The 19,950-nt window shown below is 43.2% G+C and carries 15 protein-coding genes; 5 read left to right on the forward strand and 10 right to left on the reverse strand.

From position 1 onward, the window contains the following. Positions 1-91 precede the first annotated feature (91 nt). The 3 genes from R7E29_RS17080 to R7E29_RS17090 all read left to right on the forward strand — a co-directional run bounded on the left by R7E29_RS17080 (position 92) and on the right by R7E29_RS17090 (position 4,409). Positions 92-1,831 carry an ABC transporter transmembrane domain-containing protein gene (locus R7E29_RS17080; RefSeq protein WP_213906453.1) on the forward strand — a complete coding sequence of 580 codons (1,740 nt, stop codon included), beginning with the start codon at positions 92-94 and terminating at the stop codon, positions 1,829-1,831. A gap of 3 nt (positions 1,832-1,834) precedes the next feature. Beyond that, entirely contained in the window at positions 1,835-3,610 is a 1,776-nt protein-coding gene (locus tag R7E29_RS17085; protein ID WP_085569862.1) for an ABC transporter transmembrane domain-containing protein, read from the forward strand. A 250-nt stretch (positions 3,611-3,860) separates the two neighbouring features. Next, positions 3,861-4,409, forward strand: coding sequence for a hypothetical protein (locus R7E29_RS17090; protein ID WP_085569861.1), 549 nt, complete (start codon positions 3,861-3,863; stop codon positions 4,407-4,409). A gap of 42 nt (positions 4,410-4,451) precedes the next feature. On the opposite strand, the gene R7E29_RS17095 is transcribed toward R7E29_RS17090, so the two are convergent. The 8 genes from R7E29_RS17095 to R7E29_RS17130 all read right to left on the reverse strand — a co-directional run bounded on the left by R7E29_RS17095 (position 4,452) and on the right by R7E29_RS17130 (position 15,098). After that, complete coding sequence (locus R7E29_RS17095; protein ID WP_085569860.1) at positions 4,452-6,674, reverse strand: TonB-dependent siderophore receptor; 2,223 nt, start codon at positions 6,672-6,674, stop codon at positions 4,452-4,454. Between the two features lie 200 nt (positions 6,675-6,874). Then, a complete protein-coding gene (gene fhuB, locus R7E29_RS17100; RefSeq protein WP_085569859.1) occupies positions 6,875-8,851 on the reverse strand; it encodes a Fe(3+)-hydroxamate ABC transporter permease FhuB in 1,977 nt (658 codons plus the stop codon). Next, positions 8,848-9,732 (reverse strand): iron-siderophore ABC transporter substrate-binding protein, encoded by an 885-nt coding sequence (locus R7E29_RS17105; RefSeq protein ID WP_054574124.1) that lies wholly within the window; start codon positions 9,730-9,732, stop codon positions 8,848-8,850. Before R7E29_RS17105 ends, fhuB begins: the two co-directional genes overlap by 4 nt. Positions 9,733-9,743: 11 nt before the next feature. Continuing rightward, a complete protein-coding gene (locus R7E29_RS17110) occupies positions 9,744-10,508 on the reverse strand; it encodes an ABC transporter ATP-binding protein (RefSeq protein ID WP_005377721.1) in 765 nt (254 codons plus the stop codon). Between the two features lie 324 nt (positions 10,509-10,832). Beyond that, positions 10,833-11,051 carry a hypothetical protein gene (locus tag R7E29_RS17115; RefSeq protein WP_005377723.1) on the reverse strand — a complete coding sequence of 73 codons (219 nt, stop codon included), beginning with the start codon at positions 11,049-11,051 and terminating at the stop codon, positions 10,833-10,835. Positions 11,052-11,138: 87 nt separating this feature from the next. Then, entirely contained in the window at positions 11,139-12,263 is a 1,125-nt protein-coding gene (locus R7E29_RS17120) for an HD-GYP domain-containing protein (RefSeq protein WP_054574122.1), read from the reverse strand. Between the two features lie 274 nt (positions 12,264-12,537). Continuing rightward, on the reverse strand, positions 12,538-13,743 hold the full coding sequence (locus R7E29_RS17125; protein ID WP_054576914.1) for an aromatic amino acid transport family protein: 1,206 nt from the start codon (positions 13,741-13,743) through the stop codon (positions 12,538-12,540). Between the two features lie 161 nt (positions 13,744-13,904). Beyond that, a complete protein-coding gene (locus R7E29_RS17130; protein ID WP_213906456.1) occupies positions 13,905-15,098 on the reverse strand; it encodes an iron-containing alcohol dehydrogenase in 1,194 nt (397 codons plus the stop codon). 629 nt (positions 15,099-15,727) lie between these two features. On the opposite strand from R7E29_RS17130, the gene R7E29_RS17135 reads away from it, so the two are divergent. Beyond that, on the forward strand, positions 15,728-16,993 hold the full coding sequence (locus tag R7E29_RS17135) for an HD domain-containing phosphohydrolase (protein WP_054576915.1): 1,266 nt from the start codon (positions 15,728-15,730) through the stop codon (positions 16,991-16,993). Between the two features lie 54 nt (positions 16,994-17,047). Here the strand turns inward: R7E29_RS17135 and R7E29_RS17140 are convergent, their stop codons facing one another. Both R7E29_RS17140 and R7E29_RS17145 read right to left on the reverse strand, forming a co-directional pair. Continuing rightward, positions 17,048-17,650: a 2OG-Fe(II) oxygenase gene (locus R7E29_RS17140; RefSeq protein ID WP_005377733.1), complete on the reverse strand. Its 603-nt coding sequence runs from the start codon at positions 17,648-17,650 to the stop codon at positions 17,048-17,050. 160 nt (positions 17,651-17,810) lie between these two features. Beyond that, a complete protein-coding gene (locus tag R7E29_RS17145) occupies positions 17,811-18,581 on the reverse strand; it encodes a TerC family protein (RefSeq protein WP_042522881.1) in 771 nt (256 codons plus the stop codon). 411 nt (positions 18,582-18,992) lie between these two features. On the opposite strand from R7E29_RS17145, the gene R7E29_RS17150 reads away from it, so the two are divergent. Further along, entirely contained in the window at positions 18,993-19,937 is a 945-nt protein-coding gene (locus R7E29_RS17150) for a LysR family transcriptional regulator (RefSeq protein WP_042522879.1), read from the forward strand. Positions 19,938-19,950 lie beyond the last annotated feature (13 nt).

A 19,950-nucleotide genomic window follows, 5' to 3' on the forward strand; every position in this document is an offset into this window, starting at 1 on the left:
TTTCATTTCGCTCAAAAATTATGCTTGTAAACTCATCAATTCGCTCAATAATGGTTCCATAACAAATTCAATAATTTAAGCAGGAGGCGAAATGAGAATATTCTGGCAGCTGCGTTGGTATTTCCAACTTAAGTGGAAACAATATGTGGGGTCCATCCTGCTATTTGCCGTCATTTCCGCCCTTCAGCTTGTTCCTCCCAAAGCGGTCGGTATCATTGTCGATGGCGTGGTCGATAATACCCTCGAAACCAGTACCTTAGTTATGTGGTTATTGGGTCTTATTGTGCTGTTTTTTGCGATATATGGCTGTCGAATACTGTGGCGGATCTGGTTATTTGGCGCAAGTTGGGAACTAGGCACCATTTTGCGTAATCGCCTTTATCGTCATGTCTCTACTCAGCCCCCTCGATTCTTTGAACGCTACAAAACTGGCGACCTGATGGCGCGTGGTACGAACGATGTTCGCAACATTGTTATGACCGCAGGTGAAGGCGTGTTAACTGCGGCCGATTCTCTGATCACAGGCATCGCGGTACTGATCATCATGGTGACGCAAATCAGTTGGAAGCTGACTGCAATGGCATTATTGCCGATGCCGTTTCTTGCCATCATCATCTTCTTCATCGTTCGTATTTTGCATAAACGATTCAAAATCGCACAAGAAGCCTTTTCTACGATGTCAGACATGACTCAAGAGTCACTAAATGGCGTACGTATGCTGCGTGCTTTCGGGTTAGAAAACCAAGAGCAGCAACGTTTTGAAGAGGTTGTGGATGATACAGGCGAGAAGAACATTGCCGTTGCCCGTGTCGATGCGCGCTTTGATCCAGCCATTCAGCTGACTATTGGTATGTCTTTCTTTTTGAGTGTTGCTTCTGGTGCCTATTTAGTTGACCAAGGTGATATCACACTCGGGGATTTGACCGCATTTACTATGTATTTGGGTCTTATGATCTGGCCTATGCTGGCATTCGCGTTCCTATTTAACATCTTGGAAAGAGGCTCTGCTGCATGGAACCGTCTGCAAGAAATCTTCGATGAAAAGCCTGAGATCGTCAGTGGTGAAACGTCATTGGGCACTCAACCTTTGCCTTTGCAGATCAAAATTGACGAGTTCCACTGGTCTAAAGATCTGCCACCAGCACTAACTGATGTTCACATCACCCTTGAGCCAGGAAAAATGCTCGGCATTGCAGGCCCAGTTGGCAGTGGTAAATCAACCTTACTCACCTTACTGCTTCGCCAACACGATATGGATAACGGTACGATTCAGTTTGGTGATGTCAAAATCAAGGACACTGTCCTGCCAGAGTGGCGAGACCGTTTTGCTGTTGTTAATCAAAGCCCGTTTTTGTTCTCTAAATCTATCTTCGACAATATCGCTCTGGGCAACCCTAGCGCATCAAAAGAAGACGTTTATCGAGCGGCGAAACTGGCTTGTATCCACGACGATATTGAGAAGTTTCCTGAAGGCTATCAAACAGAAGTGGGCGAAAAAGGCATCACCCTTTCTGGAGGTCAGAAACAACGTATCGCCATTGCTCGCGCCATGCTGCTTAATGCCCAAGTGTTGGTATTGGACGATGCCCTATCCGCTGTTGATGGACGGACCGAACATCAAATCCTTAAGAATTTGGAAACACACTACCGTGATCAAGCCCTAATCGTTATTGCACACCGCCTCACCGCATTGGAAGCAGCAGACGAGATCATTGTCTTGAATCACGGCCACATTACTGAACGTGGGCAACATAGCGCTTTATTAGCGCATCAGGGATGGTACGCCGAAATGTTCGAGTACCAAAAACTAGAACAGGCGATGGAGGAATAATGAATGAACCAGACCAGCACGTTTAAACGGTTAATGTCTTACCCATTATCTCAACCAAAGCCAATGACTAAAGGACTCGCCTTGCTGTTTATTGCAGCGTTAGCTAGCGCCGGCGGCCCTTGGTTGATTCAATATTTCATTGATGAGCACATCGCTAAAGGTGACTATTCACAAAATGTTCTGATTTCGCTAGCAGTAGGTTATATAGCTCTTCAGATCGTATCGGCAACATTCCAGTATTTTCAGTCATTGCAATTTAGCATTGTCGCGGCTAACACGATCAAAGCGATTCGTAAGCAAGTATTTTCTGGCGTGATTAAGCAGCCGTTATCTGCGTTTGATTACACTCCTGCTGGAAAATTGGTGTCGCGAATCACCAACGATACGGAATCTTTACAGCAATTTTATGAGCTTTTGATCGCGACCGTGGTGAAAAACGTGGTCATGATTGTCGTAATGCTTGGCGTTATGTTTTTCATGAGCTGGAAGCTCACACTCGTTGTGCTTGTATTGCTGCCGATCGTCATCGGCTTTATGTACTTGTTTAAGCAGCTAAGTACAGAAAGCTACCGAAAGATGCGTGACCTATTGACCGATATAAATGCGAATCTGAGTGAATCCATTCAAGGGATGAGTGTCATTCAATTAATGCAACAAGAAGAGCGTTTTAATAAACAGTTCAACGAGCTAACCGCAGAGCATCTGGTGGCATCTAAACGAGTGATTCGGCTAAACGGCTATCTGCTAAGACCATTAATGGACTTACTCGCTGGTCTTGCGTTGCTTTGCTTGGTTGCGATCTTTGGTTTTAATGGTATTGAGTTGATTGGTGTGGGGGTACTGTATGCATTTATCAGTTATCTTGCGCGAGTTACTGAACCACTAATTGAGATGACTCAGCAACTTGCTCTACTTCAGCAAGCGTTAGTATCAAGCGAACGTGTTTTTGAATTAATTGACGCGAAAGAACAAACTTACGGGGACAATCATCAACCATTAAGGTCAGGTGCTATCGAACTTAGAGATCTCACATTTAGCTACGATGGTAAACAGGACGTCCTAAAAGACATTTCGTTGAAGGCCAACCACCAAGACTTTATCGCGCTTGTCGGGCATACAGGAAGCGGTAAAAGCACATTAGCGTCACTGTTAATGGGCTTTTATCCAACGCAATGTGGCGAACTGCTCATAGATGGTCGTCCACTTAAAACATTAGGGAAAGACGTACTTCGCAAAGATGTGGCAATGGTCCAACAAGATCCACATATTCTCCCTGCTTCAGTCAGAGAAAACATCTCTCTCAGTCGGGCGGTTGATGACAATCAAATATGGGATGCGTTAGACAAGGTAGGTTTGGCAGAACAAATTCATCGTTACCCTAACGGGCTAGACACGCAGTTAGGTCAAGGCGAAACTAATTTATCTGCGGGTCAGAAACAGCTTTTGGCGTTAGCACGTGTGCTTGTGGTAAAACCTAAGATATTGATATTAGATGAAGCAACCGCAAATATTGACTCAGGAACAGAGGCTTTAATCCAAAAGAGCTTGGCGGTACTCAGACAAGACATGACGCTCGTTGTTATTGCTCATCGGCTGTCAACTATCCTAGATGCAGACCAAATCATTGTTCTTCATCATGGGGAGTTAGTCGAGAAAGGCACACACAAAGCACTCTTAACGCAAAATGGTCGTTATGCTCAAATGTATCAGTTACAGCAAGCAAACCGACACCTACAACAGATTGAAGAAGACACCAAGCAACTCGAAGAAGCGGTGTGATTTTATGCCCGTGCCTTCTTTTATTTAGTCGGCATGGGCATAATTGGTGTAACTTCAAAATTTAGCCTTGTAAGCTTCCAATTTCTTCATAATGTGAACTAATTTTCTATTTCTTACCTATTATTGACATAACCCCTCGCTATATCACGCAAGGTCGTTGTAAAATCGTACGGTACTTAAGTCTACTGCCTGTGGCATTGGGCTGAATTCCGCTTTCTAATTATGCACATTAATCTCATGACACAAGTCCATGGACAAAGATAAGTTTACTAACATCTATCGCTTGCCTGGTTCGATTCAAATTCGTATCGGTAAATGGCAAAAGACGTTCCGCGGCACCTCTGATTTAGTTTTACATCAGGCGCTAATGGAGCGTAATAAGCAATTTAAGAAGCCAGACTTTTTACCTAAAGGCTGGTGTGTCACTCCTATTGATGAAAACGACATTACCATTACGCATCACGGTAAATATATCCAAACCGTTATGCGCACAATGCTGGACAGAAAGGTCTCATACAAGCGACTGTTCCTATCTCGAATGGCTCTCGAAGAAGGTGAAAAAGTGCTCCACAATTACAAGCTGGAGTGGGTAAGAAAACATAACCAGATCGCCAAAAAGTACAATCAAATTAAAAAGAAACAATATATGAACTTTGCAAGAGAAGAAGAGGAAACCCTCTACCCTTCGATTCCAAAGGGTGAGTTTGACAAAACGTTATGGAACAAACTTGTCGTATCATCGTTTGGCCCGCAGAAAAAGTACAAAAACCCGCACTTTGTCCGTAAAGCCGATTTCTAAATAAACACCCCTAAAGTGAGGGGTGTTTATTTATACGTTAACTCACCAGTCGTAAGTTAAACTTGCAATAACATTTTGTCGGTCGCCATACCAACAAAAGCCATCACATGTCGCTATGTACTTTTTATCCGCGATGTTTTTAGCTGCGACTTGTAGCTTGTAATCGCCGATTCGATAACTGACCGTCGCATCCATTAAGAAATAACTTGGTACTTTTAGTCTCTCTTCATTGTCTCCGTATGACTCACCTGTATAGCGCGCGCCTAAGCCAACAGCAAAGCCATCAAGAGGTCCATCAAAGAAACGATAATGTGCCCAAGCTGATGATACGGTATTCGCCACTTGGGAAGGTGTTTTGCCAACCCATGCCTTATTGATGTCTTCTTTTATCTCTGCATCAACGTACGCAATGTTCCCGATCAATGTTAAGGATGGTGTCACATTAGCTACAGCTTCAAACTCAACGCCGTTATTTTCTATTTTTCCTATTTGCGTTAATTCACTCAAGTAGATACGAGCCAAGTTTTCTTTTGTTGCCCGATACGTTGCAATATTGAAATAGCCATCAAATGAATCCGGTTGGTATTTCATACCGATTTCAAATTGATCACCGCTTTCAGGCTTCGCTGGCTTACCATTGCTGTCTTCTTGAATAATTGGATCAAAGTACTGAGAGTAACTAAAGTATGGCGTGAAGCCAGAATCAGAAATATAAGCCGTTCCCACGCTAAACGTCCACTCTCCATTATCGACTTTCGTGCGAGCACCCGTGGTAACATTATGTACTTCATTACTTGTATCGTCGTAACGTGCGCCCAATAACATCGCCCATTTATCGTTGATCAGCATATGATCTTGAAAGTAGACGCCGAGCTGCTGATTATCGATTTTCGTTCTTTGCTTATCGGTTTCGCTCAATGGTTGTAGCGTATTCGGATCGAGTAACATTATGTTATCCGAATAAGTAGGATTAAATACATTAAACCTAGGATCGGGCAAAGCTCCCATTGGTGTGTTTAATAATGCATTACCATTAGCAACGATAGGGTCATTGGCAAAATCTTTACCATCGATACTGATCATTTGAAAATCTATGCCCAACATCAAGTTATGCTCAACACTTCCCCAATTTACTTGGTGCATCAAACGATTATCGATATTAAAAGCATCAGATGAGCCATCTTCTGTTGAAGCACCCCGAAGTATGGTTTTGCGTTCATTTGATGGGTCCAAAGCCGGCCCCAACGCAGGCACGTCAGCCGAGTAAACGTACGAATACATTTGTCTTAGCTTAACATCCATTTCGCTGTAACGAGCTGCTTGAACAAATGAAGTGGTATCATTAAATGCATGAGAAAACTCATAGCCTAAAGACACCTGCTCACGCTCAAACGTCTCCCAGTTAGGATTGCCTATCGCTAAACTATCACTGATCTTTCCATTTTTGTTTGGCGTTAACGTTCCTTCAACTGGCAAAAATTGCAGATAAGGATCTGAGTCGTCTTTTTGATAGCTCGTTAGAAAGGTAATTTCAGACGTCTCATTAAATTTGTACGTCATCGATGGAGAGAGAAGAATGCGCTCTGCTTCTACCCCACTAATTCTCGTCCCATTTTTTCTCGCTAACCCTTGAAAGCGGAAAGCTAGCTGCTCACTCACCTCAGAGTTTACGTCAAGAGAAAGTTGTTTACGGTCTTCAGAACCGTACTCCAAAGATACAAGTCCTGACCCCCCATCAAATTGAGGTCGCTTACTGACAACATTGATAACCCCACCTGGAGGGTTTTGCCCATAAAGAACAGACGCTGCACCACGTAAAACTTCAACCCTCTCTAACGCAAACGGATCTATTTGCCAACTATAGAAGCCAGAAGAATATAAACGGGTACCATCTTGATACAACCCGCTGTTCGCCTGTTTAAAACCACGAACAATAAACCAATCTTGCTTGTTATCTTCGCCAAAATAGTTAGTTTGAATGCTTGGTGTGTACTGTAGCGCGTCAGAAATGCTAATAGAGGCACGATCATCCATTTGCTCTCGCGTAACAACAGACACCGCTCTTGGAGTCTCATTGATGGCAATATCAGTTTTCGTCGCTGCCCGACTCTTCGCTCCAAGATAACTAAAATCAGGACCAACTGCACTGTCTTGCTGCTGTCCAATCACAACTATATTTTCATCTTCCTGAGCCAAGACATTTGGCGTTGATAAAGCTAATACAACCGCCATCGACGTTGGTGTCAGCATAAACTGCCGAGTCATATTCTTCTCCTTTTTGTCGGCAGCCAAACCAACCCTTCATGACTTCAGCGACCGCTGAAAGAAAAGCGAGTTACGGCATCGCCAGTTGTTTCCGTAAAAGACAAACCAGAGGTTTTGCATAAAGCACTCGCATAGGTTACGAATGCCACTACGAGTGCTTATTTGTATAAGTACTTTCTTGGTTGAGGCTTAGCTCATTTCTATAAGCGGCGTAAACCCCACATTAAATACAAACCGCCAATGAGAGACGCCATAAGCCCTGTTGGTATTTCTTGCGGGTAAAGGACCTGTCGTCCCAACCAGTCAGCCAACAACATCACCCCTGCCCCCAGTATCGCGGCGCATAACATGTGTTGTGACGCTTTGTTAAAACCAAATAAGCGAGCTAAATGCGGAGCCAACAACCCAACAAAGCTAATCGGGCCAACAACCAATGTCGCACTGACCGTGAGACAAGCAACTAAAAGAAGCAGTATTGCGCGTGAACGATCAACTCGAATTCCAAGTGCTTTAGAGGAAGCGGCACCGACAGGAAGAATATCTAGCCATCTTACGCAGAGAAAACTCAACCCTATAAAGACAAGCGCAGATAAAGACAATGGGAGTAACGTTTCAACCGAGACATAGTAGGTAGACCCAGACAACCAAGCCAATGCTTGATAACTTCTTGGGTCACCAGTGGCTAGAATAAAGCTCTGTATTGCATTCATCAGTGCGGTAATCGCAATACCAGTCAACAAAATACGCTCCGGCTGAAAGCCTGACTTACGGTTTAGCAGCACAATGACTGATACCGTCGCTAATGCACCTACGAGCCCGCCTAGAGAAAGAGTGAAAATTGACGAACCAAACCCAGTAAAGATCGCGATGATCAATCCCATTGCTGTCCCTGAACTGATACCGATCACTTCAGGACTTGCCATTGGGTTTCCACTTAGGCGTTGAATCATGGTTCCAGCAATCGCTAACATTGCCCCCGCAATTGCTGCTGCAAATAATCTAGGTGCGCGCCACTCCAAAAAAATCCAATTTTGGCTAGCAAATAAGTTTGCCCACCCTTCATTTTGCACAGCAACCGTGGCAAAAAGAACAACAGAAATTAACGTGCCGATCAACGCCAATGAGATCGCTTTAGGGTTTAGCTTGTAAACATGTTCACGATGTCGAGTTAACACTGTTTGAGTATGGCCCTGCGTCTTTTGTGATAAGCGAGGTAACAGCCATAACAGTAGCGGAGCGCCCAGTGCAGCGGTTGCAGCTCCCGTTGGTATAAAACTCGCCATTAGCCCTGGCAGTTGCTGAATAACCAAATCGGTTAAAGTCAATAACATGGCACCAATCAGCATTGATACCCAAAGCTTATGCTGGATTTTATTGATACCTATCAATCGAGTAATCGCTGGCGCCGCTAACCCGATGAAACCGATGATTCCTACCGCAGAAACCACCCAAGAAGTGATTAACACCGCAAGCCCAAGACAGACAAAACGCAACTTAGCTAACGAGACACCTAAACTCTTGGCACCTTGCTCGGAGAGTTCCAACAGACTTAACGGCTTTGCAATCACAAATGCAATGATCGTAGCAAGTGCGATTCGAGGGGCAAGATACGAGAAATCTCCCCATCCACTCTGAACAAGCGAACCCGCTCCCCATATCATTAACCCATTCAGCTTTTCGGTATTCATCATCAGAATAACCGTACTTAATGATGCAAAGTACAGGTTTATCACTAACCCAGAAACGACGACAACCGTTGGAGATAACGCTCGTCGCCATGACAACAGCATCACCAACCCCATCGATATCACACCGCCGATGAGAGCAACCAAATTAGGCGCGATATCCAACATCCAAGGTGCGAATAGCGTAGCTAACATCAAAGCAAAACTTGAACCGCTCGCCACACCAAGTGTCGTGGGTGAAGCGAGAGGGTTACGCAGCACTTGCTGCATCAATACCCCAGCAACCGCTAATCCAGCACCAGATATAATCGTGGTGAAGACTCGAGGCCACCAGCTAAAGTGAAGTAAAACAGAATCGATAGATTGAAAGTTAGGCTCCCATAAACTGATTAGAGCCAACGAAAATGAGCTTACTTGGTACAATTGGAAAGCACCAATAGAAAAGGTAAATGCCGAAAGTAACACCACAAAGCTTAAAGGCATCGTTTTCATTGTGTTAACTCCTCGACCTTACTCGCCGTAACTAACTCTGCGAAACGGAGAGCTGAAGGCATAGAACCAAAACTCCAAACGGGTGCGACTTGCATGACCTTTTCACCAGATTGTTGAACAACATATTGCCAAAATGGGTCTTGAGAGAGCTGCTCCGCTCCACCGTAAGGTAATGGCTCTACGATAACAATTTGAGCTTTTATGCCAGCTAACTTGTCGATGCCAACTAGGCTAAAGCCCCAGCTATTCGTCTTTTCATTCCATGCATTACTCAGCCCAATCTTTTCGATAGCCTGAGAGTAAAGACTATTTTGACCAAAAACACGAACGTGCTTCGTATCCATAAACTGAATCATTAAAAGCGGCGGCTGGTCTTTGTTTATGCGCTGTTTTAATAAAGAGAAACGTTTTTCATATTGTTGGATAAGCGCCTCTGCTTCCGCTTCTCTTCCCAGCTCTTCACCAAACCTCCGAGTGAAACGAGTAAGTACCGACCAATCTGTGATCCCGCTTTCATATAAGTCAATCGTGGTAACGGGGGCAATATCGACTAAACGATGCTTCATTGAGGAGAAGTACGGGGCAATAAAAATACGGTCAGGTCTGAGCTCGTAAATACGCTCTATATTGGGTTGAGTTCTTAACCCTACATCCTTAGTTTGAGGTGGTAACGGTGGCGATTTTACCCAAGCATCGTAATCTTGCCCTTGAGCGACGCCTACGGGCACAACCCCTAACGCCAACATCGTTTCAGTTTGTGTCCAATCAACCGACATCACCCGAGGTGATGCGTCAGCTAGTGCTTGAAAAGAACTGACCAAAAGCGCACTAAGTGAGAGAGCGAAAGAGAAATGTTTAAGTCGAGTGTTTGTACTGCTCATTATTCCAACCTTTAGCTTGGCATCGCCACCGGGTAACCCGCAGGGTGGTCAGAGATCATCATCTCTATCCCATATATGTCCCTCAACTTAGGTTCAGTAAACACCTGTTCAACATTGCCTTGTGCAATCAAATCACCTTGATGTAATGCAACGATGTAGTCGCAAAATCGTGCAGCCAAGTTGATGTCGTGTAATACGATAATAACGCCCAAGCCCAGTTCTTGACTGAGTTTAGAGATAAGCTTCAACATATCGACTTGATGGCTGATATCTAGCGCAGACAAAGGCTCATCAAGAAGCAAATACTCGGTTTTTTGGGCTAACAGCATAGCTAGCCACACACGTTGACGCTCTCCTCCAGATAACGTGTCCACTAAGCGATCTGCGTATTTTAGTGTGCCTGTCATCGCCATTGCTTCTTCAACAATGTCGTGATCTTTCTTACTCAAACGTCCAAGTAAACCATGCCATGGATAACGACCAAAACCGACTAAATCTCGACCTAAAATACTGTCGGTCACTGGAAGATGCTGAGGCAAGTAGGCAATGTGTTGGGCGAATTTTTTCGCTGAGAGATCGTTAATGCTCGTTCCATGCAGAACCACGTCACCAGCGGTGTATGGCTGTTGCTGTGCCAGCAACTTTAACAATGTGGATTTTCCTGAACCATTGTGTCCAACAAGAGCGTATGTTTTTCCGGGTTCAAATGTCACATCAAACGCTTTTAGCAATGACTTGCCTTCAATCTCAAACTGGAGTGCTTTAGCTTCCAACATCCCTACTTCACCTAATAGCCATTTACGAATAACAGTTATTCAGAGCTCTCATTCGTTGATCACGTTTGCCGTTCTTATTCAACAGAACGATTAATAAGGGAGGTTTTATATAACAACAAAGATACAAATGCAAACCGTTGTCATTATCATTACATCAACAAGATCATTGAGAGAATTGCTAAGTGTTAGTGATAATTTGCTCTGCTGAACTTCATTAGTAAATTATAGGCAGGTCAACGAGAGCAGCGGTCTCCCACTGCTCTCGCATAAATTTGAACGAATACTGCAGCGTATGAAGAAATGAAAAATGCCGCAGTGAATACATTAATGACGAGCGTCAGCGCCAAACTCTACTTCTTTATAGATATCGGCCAGCGACTTTTTACCTTGTTTGTCTTTGGCTGAACGCTTTTTCTTAGTTTGATAATGGTATTCTTGCTCCTGAAGTGCTTGTTCGTGCTCTTTTGCTGACTCAACAAACTCAGGATTTGCAAGTGCTTGTTGGCGTAAGCGGTTTACTCTTTCAAGGGTTTCCCACAACATACTTCACCTCCAAACTTATTACTGTATATAAAAACAGTATTGTTTAAATATTCCTCCTCGTCAACATTTCAACTTTGTTACTGCTCTTCACATTAACCCCAAGCCTGTATAGTGCTCGGGATATTTGTGGATGATTTGCTTTATATAACCTTGATGCTCTCGCAGAGCATCAACACATTCTCGAGATAACCATCCCTGATATACCCATTTTTCAAGTTCTAACAATGCGTATGGGATGGACCACGCTTGTCTATACGGATGGTGCGTCGTCATAAAATCAAAGGCATTTGCGACAGCCGTAATTTGCGCGGCGATTGGTATATCATCATTGGTTAAACCATAAGGATAACCAGTGCCATTTAAGTTTTCGTACTGATAAGTAACCATCTGCAAAAACAAAGTCACACTCGGGTGAACCGGATTTCCGATACGGGCAACTATGTCATCCGCTGAATCGATACAACGCTCAATATGTTGAATCAATATCGCCTCTTGTTCTTGAGAGTAATTTGTTCGGCGGCTAGCAATTTCAACTGGCAGCTGACTATCACCGAGCGCATGGAACTGAGCAAAAATACCAATATCTTCGACCATTTCGTCATTCAGGTGATAACGATCCGCTAACTGCGTTGCGATAATTTGACTGTAGTACTTCATGCGTTTGGTATGCGCGTAATACTCAGGTGAATAGCCTGGCATCATACATTGCATTCGGTTCGCTAGCGTTTCTATCGCATTGACTACTTGAGTCTCTGATTCAACCGCAAATCGAATCATTTCGAAATAAGGTTTAAGACCATTCAGCGCTTCTAAACTAAACGCATCACGTTGAGTGGAGTTCAAAAATACAAAACCAGTAAAAGCTTTATTGTCATAACAAGGAATAGCAGCCGACGACTGATATCCGTGTTTGAGTAAAATTTGAACCCGAGGACAGTGATTAATATCATGAAGGTCTTCGACGATACGAGGAACCGCGTTTTTAGAGGCAATATTGAGGTGGTGGAGTTTACGGAATGCTGATTCGTGATGGGCTAAACACCAAGTGTCAAACTCACTTTCTGCAAATGATTTGAGCACATCTTGGTCTGGGTGATATTTTGCAAATGACACCCTATCAATACATGGCAAGTGCGCCTGCATCCTGCCTTTTAGCGTTTGCAGTTGCTCGTTAAGCGGTTTTGCAAACGGGTAAAAACTCCGGTGCGCCATGCTTCACCTCCACACCAAAGCAGAGAAACAAGAAAAGCTCATTGTGTTGCAAATTCAATGGTATTTTGAGCGGTTTTCTCCACTTAAATTATCGATATACCACAACTTAAGTGTACGAAATAAAAGCACATTTCTACCAATTTTTTCACCGGATATCTTACGGTAATTTGATCCAGATTAAAAAAGCCAACGAGCAAAACTCGTTGGCCTAACAATACTGATTGATTACGATGGATTCAGTAACTAGAGGTTATTCAAAGAACGTTCTAAACAACTAGCCTAGAGCAGGAAGCACACCTAGCGTAATTAACACCTGAGCTAATACGATACCAGTGCCAGCAATGCCCGTTATCACTAGCGCACCTTGACCACCAGCGACGCGGTACTCCCCAGTAAAATCATCCGATTTACGAACCTTGATCACCATAACCAAAGGCAAAAAGATGGCTAAAATCGCTAAGGCAATCGCTGCATAGCCCAAAGCCATAATAAAGCCTTGAGGATAGAAAAGTGCGAAGCCTAGCGGTGGAGTAAACGTCACTAGTGCCGCAATCAAACGATTAGGCTTATCGTTACTTCCTTTGATGGTATCACCCAAAAATTCGAATAGACCCAAACTCACGCCAAGGAACGATGTCAACAATGCCAAGTCAGCAAACACACCAACAATGCTACCCAAATTTGATTGGTGTACTGTCTGAGATAGTTGACCAATCAGTGCGCTCAACCCTCCGTTCTCAACAAGCGTACTTTGGCTAACCACACCCAACGTCACGATTTGCCAAAAGATATAAATAACGAGTGGAATCGTCGAACCAATAATAACGGCTTTGCGTAAAGAAGAAGTGTCACCGTCTAAGTAATTCACAATTGCAGGTATACTTCCGTGGAAACCAAACGAAGTAAAGATCACCGGAATCGCTGCTACAACAAGGCCTTGTTCGATTGGCATACTTAACAAGTAAGATTCCGTAACGTTTGGAGCAAGAAAAGAAAGCACCGCAACCATCGCAATGAGCTTCATCGCGAACAGAACTCGGTTTACTTTATCGACCGTACCGGTACCCACTGTCACAACTAAAGTCACAATCAAGGTAAAGATTATCGTTGATGTAGGCCCTGAAATATCGAGGTCAAACCATTGTGCAAGGCGGTCTCCGAACTGAGCACCACCGCCAGCGATATACGCTGCACATAATGAGTAGAAAAGAAACAACATCGCAAAACTTGCCACCCACTTGCCTTTTAGACCTAGGATCTGTTTCGCCAAAGTATGAAGTGTAGCACTACTCTCCGCATGTTGATGAAGCTCAAGCATAAGCAAGGCAGTGAAAGCCATCAGAGCCCATAAACCTAGCATGATGATAATTGAAGTTGAAAAACCAATGCCGGCAGAGGCAAGTGGAAGCGCTAGCATACCAGCGCCTATTGTAGTGCCCGCAATAATTAGCGTACTACCGAATACTTTAGAACGACTCATTGTATATTAATCTTTACACTTTATTAGAAATTATCAGTATTAGATCGGGCAACGGCGGACCGAAACCAACACCATATTTGTATTGCCGTCGATATTGTAGGATCTTTAGCAGAAGATCAAGCAAAGTGTAAGGATAAAAAACCACACATGTAAACTATAATTTACGCCCTGCTGATATTTAACAATAACTGTGTGCATTCTTCCCTGTTCATGAACTTGGGAACAGGGTAATTCCAGTGCGCCTCTTTCAGAATTAAATCAACAAGCGCATCAGCATCTTCACGTTGAATGAGCGCACTGGTTTGCTCAATATCAATAGTTGAAAACAAGGACTCCAGATTCGCCAAAAAATGCTGAGCACTTGCGTTACCTAACTGCCCCTCGGCCGTCAACTCATCGAGCTTTCTTAGTTGAGGCTCAATCTCTGATAATGAAAAGCGCAGCACAGGCAACAAGGCTAATCCGTTTGCCATACCATGAGGTATTCCATATCTCGCACCGAATGTGTGAGCAAAGGCATGAACATAACCCAAACTCGCTTTGGTAAATGCTAAACCCGCGTAATAGGATGCCATAGCCATTTTATGACGAGCTTCGACATCATCCCCTTGCATCACAGCCCTAGGAAGATATTTAAAAATGAGTTTAATAGCGGCAACCGAATAAGCCATCGTTTCTTGAGTAGCGTTTTTCGATACATAGGCCTCAATAGCGTGGGTTAATGCATCAACGCCAGTATCAGCCGTGATCTTAGGAGGTAAACCAATCATTAAATTCGCATCTAAAGCTGCCATTAGTGGCACCAACTTTGGATCCATTAAAGGGGTTTTAATGTGTGAGGAGGGATCTGACACGACCGCAGCGATAGTAACTTCACTTCCGGTTCCAGCCGTTGTTGGAATAGCAAAAAGCGGCGCTGGCATTCGCCATACTTTCAATAGTCCAGCTAATTTTTTTATTGGCCGTTTATTGGTAACTTTCGCAGCGATAACTTTTGCACAATCCATTGCAGAGCCGCCACCCAAAGCTAATATGCCCTCACAATGAAAACGATGATAAGCCTCTAGACCACTCTCTACCTGATCATAGGTAGGATCGGGCTTAACTTGCGAGAAAACATCTAACTGTAAATCGAGTTGTGCTGCTGCCTCAAGCACCTTATCTACAATACCGACTTGGACCAACCCTTCGTCGGTAACTAACAAAACGCGTTTAAATCCCAGCTCGGCCATCGATTCTAATAGCTCATTCATCGAACCAGGGCCGGAAAACAAGGTTGGTCTCGGCATAGGAAGGATAAGGGCTGCTATTTTTAACCCTGCGGTGTAAGTCCGATATAAACGATGCTTCAACATACGAAATCCTTTTCATTTAGAGCTATCATTCTAGCTACTTTTACCACCTATGCTTACTTTGCAATCACACATTTTCAATAAACTTATCTCACCAAAAAGGCTAACATCGCTGGGAAGCCGTACCATTTTATTATCTTTCCTCAACAACATGAGCTACAGAGAAAATATTTTCAACGACGCTCTATTGTCATGTTGTTAACAAGCTGCTTTACCTAATACTCTGTTAGTTACAGAGCAAGCCTCGAAGAAGTCTTCTTATTTTTTGCCTTCAAGAACAACAATATAAATTCTGTTAATCACACATCAATACCGTGTGTCTCTGGTTGAGCCCGAACACGATTTACAAAAATAAAAATAAGAATGCGTTACATCATGATTTATTGTCGTTTTCAAATAAGTCAACAAGAGCAACAATAATCTTTCAAAACTTATACTTAGTTCAAATATCTGACTCTTAACCATGAGCTTCAGGTGATATTATTATGCAACTAGGATTATTATCCCGCCCATAATCAAAACTATGTCTAAACGCCCACCTTTTTGGGGTCTATTCGCTGTCGTACCCAATTTTTCCTATCACCTTCTGATTTGGGTTTAGCGTGGGCTAATTAGCAATGTCGGTATAAACCATGAATCATTCTTGCCATTCCCATACGGACATGGGCTTTGAAGTCGATCTGAAACAAGCACTTATCTGGGTTGCTCGAGCACTCGACTATGTAGGTGTTGATGATACGCACCATAGCCATCGTGTCGCTTACATCGCTTACCAATGTGCTCGGGTCATGAACTGGGAACCAGAAAAAGCGGAGTTTTGCTACTTCGCAGGGATGATCCACGATTGTGGGGTCTCCGAAACACAAGAACATAAAATGTTACTTGAGGAGTTGGTGCCACAAGATGTAAAAACACATTGCTTAAGAGGATACCGAAGCCTCAAGCAGTGTCGTTTGTTGCGTCAGTTTGCTACACCTGTTCTTTACCACCATACACATTGGAGTGAACTAAAATATCTTGATTTACCGCCTTTTGAAAAAGAGGTCGCTGCCCTACTCTATTTAGCCGACCGTCTCGATTTTATGCGTTCCAAATACGTCATGAACTGCCACTGTGACATTGTCACACTTCATGAAGAACTAATTGCAGAATGCATCATGGCAAACGCTGGAACTTTGTTTAATCCAGACATGGCTAAGGCAATGGTTAAGCTCGTTATGACCGACGCATTTTGGTTCGCGATGGAGTCTGAAAATATAGAAACCATCGGATTAAACTTTAAAAGCATTGATTGGCTTCAAAAACAGCTCACCATCCAAGATATGAATAGTTTGGGAATGTTTATCGCTCGAATTGTTGACGCAAAAAGCCCATTTACTTATCAACATTCGCAAAAAGTGGCGGAGTTATCTCGGTATCTAGCCATCAAGCTTGGGTTCTGTGAGCACGACCAAGAGATGTTATTTATTACTGGGTTGGTGCATGATATCGGAAAGTTAAAAACACCAGATGAGATTCTTCATAAAGAAGGCTCTCTTAATAAACAAGAGTATACGCGCATTAAACGCCATACAATTGATACTCAGCTCGCATTACACAAAGTGTTTCCCAACGCTAAAATAGCGGAGTGGGCCTCTAATCATCACGAGCGTTTGGACGGTTCTGGCTATCCTTATCATAAAACAGGAGACGAACTCGATGTACCTTCGCGTATTGTCGCGGTTGCCGATGTTTTTCAAGCTCTGTCTCAGGACCGTCCCTACCGAGGACGAATGGCGCAAGCACAAATCGCCGCGATTATGGGCGAGCAAGTCGCTAAACAAGAACTTTGTTCTGACGTCTATGCAGTGCTAGAGCGAAACATGACCGAGTGTTACGAGCTATCAACTAATGTTTAATCGATAAAGGGCGTATCTACGCCCTTTGCTGATTTTGTGCAGGTTGCAAACCAATCATTTTGCAATATCAAGTACATTGTCTCGCACACCATTGATTCTGAACCAACCTGCAATACTGAAACGCTCAGCATTGGTCGGTAAAACCTCATGCGGGAATTGCTCAGATAAGAATAAAAGTAAGCGTCCTGATTGAGGAGGGATGGTTGCTATCTTATTATCATTTAGATCGTAAACCACCAATTCACCTGCATCCTTTTCCGTCCAAGATTCGTTCATGTAAAAAACGGTTGTCAATCGACGGTTTTCATTACCTTTAAAACAATCTAGATGCTTTTGGTAGAAATCCCCTTCCTCGTACTTGGCAAAGTGAGCTTCATACTCAAAAAGTCCTAGAAACAAGTGACGGTTCACTTCTTGGCGTATTTCTTCCATCTTATCTAAGTAAGAAGTAACCGCGTGCCCCATATTGGGCGATAACCATTGAATTTTGTCACTTCGAATTGACTCAATACGAGTCACATCGTCATTACGACCAATACGCGCTTTTTTCCAGTTACTTGGAATGCAGTCTCGTAATTGAGCCACTTCTTGTTCAGAAAGAAAATCATCCCAGATGTAGTAGCCATGGGTTGCTAACGCATCGATCATTTTATCCATTATTGTCGTTCACTCATATTAGTTGGGCGGTCTATATAAAAAATCTTCAACCTCACAACAAATGCGATTTTTTGTCGAAACGACAACAAAATAAAAAGAGAGCAAAAATAGGTGATGACGAATATAAAAATGCCGCTCATATGAGCGGCAATATCTTTTATTATTGACGAGCTTCTAATCTCGTTGGATGAACTCGCAACGGACTAAGACGTTTAATAGTCGGGCGTTGTTTGTTTTTTAACTGGATATGACAAAGTTCCAGAATTAAGCCGAATGCCATCGCAAAGTACACATAACCTTTGTTGATATGAATTTCGAAGCCTTCTGCCATCAATAAACCACCTAACAAAACGAGGAATAACAAAGCAAGTGTCTTAAAACCAGGGTAACACGACACCAGGTTATTTATTTTTTCGGCTGTCATGACCATCACGATAGCTGACGAAACAATCGCTGCGACCATAAGTGGGACATCACTTGTCAAACCAACGGCGGTTATCACCGAGTCCATCGAGAATACAGCATCCACGGCAACAATCTGCAACAGAACTACCGCTAAACCAGTACGGGCGTGAGTTGAGTGAGCAGACTCGTTGTGATTTAACCAACTCCACAACTCTTTCAGGCTTTTAGCCAAGAGGAATGCACCACCCGCAATCATGATGATGTCTCTTCCGGTAAACGATTGTTTCGCCAAAGAAAATAGTGGTTGAGTCAGTTGCATGATCCAAGAGATTGAAAACACTAAACCAATACGAGCAATAACAGCAAGACCAATACCAAGGTTTCTTGCCAGCTTACGTTGGTGCAGCGGCAGTCTTTCACATAAGACAGAGATAAAAACGACGTTATCAACGCCTAAGACAACTTCAAGCGCAAACAAAGTGGCGAAAATAGCCCAAGCTTCTGGTTGCATAAAAAGTTCTAGCATGAGCATGTCTCCAATAATAAGAAGACATATGGTGAAGGGTTTTGTCGACTAAAGGGGTCGTCCATTAATTATTTATACCTTTGTTACTGAGGGATCATGAGTAAATCACCAAACAATCAACAAAACAATATCTATTTTAATTAACAAGGAACAAGTTTAATTCGTGTACAAATCAATCAACTCCTCCAAATTGATTAAAATTACATAGAAGCTTTAGAATTGAATAAATGAAAGCATTAAAGTCCAACAAAACTAAGATAAATTTCTAGACTTATAAGCACCATCAATCCTTATGCAACCCATCAAATGCATTGAGCTCAAAGAGAAACAGGCGTATTTCCGAGATAAACAATAGTAAAAATTTGTTTCATGCTGATATACTGCCAAAAATCATAAGAAACCATGCTATTTATGGACTACATTGCTCTTTCGCGTATAAGCCTTAAACATCTAACTGTTTTACATATGTTGTTAACCACTCACAGCGTCACACTTGCGGCAGAACGCTTGTGTGTAACACCATCGAGCGTCAGTAAAACGCTCGGACAGTTGCGCGAAACGCTAAAGGATGACCTTTTTTACCGTGATGGCACTCGCTTAGTGCCGACAGCATTTGCGCTGCATATAGGCCCATCAATCCATGGCATACTCTCCAGTATGAATGGGTTATTACATCAAGGCTCTTTTAATCCGGCTTACTATCAAGGTAGTTTTTCATTAGCAATGCGTGAAAGTTCGTTTGAGCTCTTTGCGCCAGTTCTACAGCACTTGTCCCAACAACTGAGCAATCACGCGCACTTGAATGTCCATGCGAAAGAGGAAATGAGTTTCGATGCATTAGCAAGAGGTCAAGTGGATTTTTTGTTGCTTCCTCACGATCTCAGCCAACCACCCACACAAAATAAAGACTTGGTATGGAAAACCATTTTGAAAGACGAAATGGTTTGCTTAATGAGAGCATCGAACCCACTCGCTGAGCAACCCTTATCTGTTGAAAGTTACCTTTGTGCAAGACACATCGGTATTCATGATAAAGATCTGTCACAACCTTATTTTGAGCAAAATCTCACCCAAAGGCATTCAAAGCGAAACTTGGCCATGCGTGTAGCCGACTTTGGTTCAGCTGCGGTGATGTGTCAGCACTCGGATTACTTGTTCACATGCTCCAAGCTTTGGGCAAGAGCGGCAATGCAAGCAAAAGGTTTGGTTGAGCAAGCTCTTCCATTCGATTACGGGCAAGTAGCCTACAGCCTCGTTTGGAACAAAGCGAGCTTAAACGATCCCGCTTTAAAATGGTTACAGCAACAATTACTCGACGCTTGCGCCATGTTAGATTTAGATGCCTGTGATGCGTAAGCATAGATAAACA

The sequence above is a fragment of the Vibrio sp. Vb1729 genome, assembly GCF_033338655.1.
Taxonomy (GTDB): Bacteria; Pseudomonadota; Gammaproteobacteria; order Enterobacterales; family Vibrionaceae; genus Vibrio; species Vibrio alginolyticus.

Coding starts and splice junctions, on each gene's coding strand:
- R7E29_RS17110 (WP_005377721.1), bottom strand. CDS start 10,508: ATGTTGGAAGCTAAAGCACTCCAGTTTGAGATTGAAGGCAAGTCATTG.
- fhuB (WP_085569859.1), bottom strand. CDS start 8,851: ATGAAAACGATGCCTTTAAGCTTTGTGGTGTTACTTTCGGCATTTACC.
- R7E29_RS17120 (WP_054574122.1), bottom strand. CDS start 12,263: ATGGCGCACCGGAGTTTTTACCCGTTTGCAAAACCGCTTAACGAGCAA.
- R7E29_RS17105 (WP_054574124.1), bottom strand. CDS start 9,732: ATGAGCAGTACAAACACTCGACTTAAACATTTCTCTTTCGCTCTCTCA.
- R7E29_RS17085 (WP_085569862.1), top strand. CDS start 1,835: ATGAACCAGACCAGCACGTTTAAACGGTTAATGTCTTACCCATTATCT.
- R7E29_RS17130 (WP_213906456.1), bottom strand. CDS start 15,098: ATGTTGAAGCATCGTTTATATCGGACTTACACCGCAGGGTTAAAAATA.
- R7E29_RS17135 (WP_054576915.1), top strand. CDS start 15,728: ATGAATCATTCTTGCCATTCCCATACGGACATGGGCTTTGAAGTCGAT.
- R7E29_RS17080 (WP_213906453.1), top strand. CDS start 92: ATGAGAATATTCTGGCAGCTGCGTTGGTATTTCCAACTTAAGTGGAAA.
- R7E29_RS17145 (WP_042522881.1), bottom strand. CDS start 18,581: ATGCTAGAACTTTTTATGCAACCAGAAGCTTGGGCTATTTTCGCCACT.
- R7E29_RS17090 (WP_085569861.1), top strand. CDS start 3,861: ATGGACAAAGATAAGTTTACTAACATCTATCGCTTGCCTGGTTCGATT.
- R7E29_RS17115 (WP_005377723.1), bottom strand. CDS start 11,051: ATGTTGTGGGAAACCCTTGAAAGAGTAAACCGCTTACGCCAACAAGCA.
- R7E29_RS17140 (WP_005377733.1), bottom strand. CDS start 17,650: ATGGATAAAATGATCGATGCGTTAGCAACCCATGGCTACTACATCTGG.
- R7E29_RS17150 (WP_042522879.1), top strand. CDS start 18,993: ATGGACTACATTGCTCTTTCGCGTATAAGCCTTAAACATCTAACTGTT.
- R7E29_RS17125 (WP_054576914.1), bottom strand. CDS start 13,743: ATGAGTCGTTCTAAAGTATTCGGTAGTACGCTAATTATTGCGGGCACT.
- R7E29_RS17095 (WP_085569860.1), bottom strand. CDS start 6,674: ATGACTCGGCAGTTTATGCTGACACCAACGTCGATGGCGGTTGTATTA.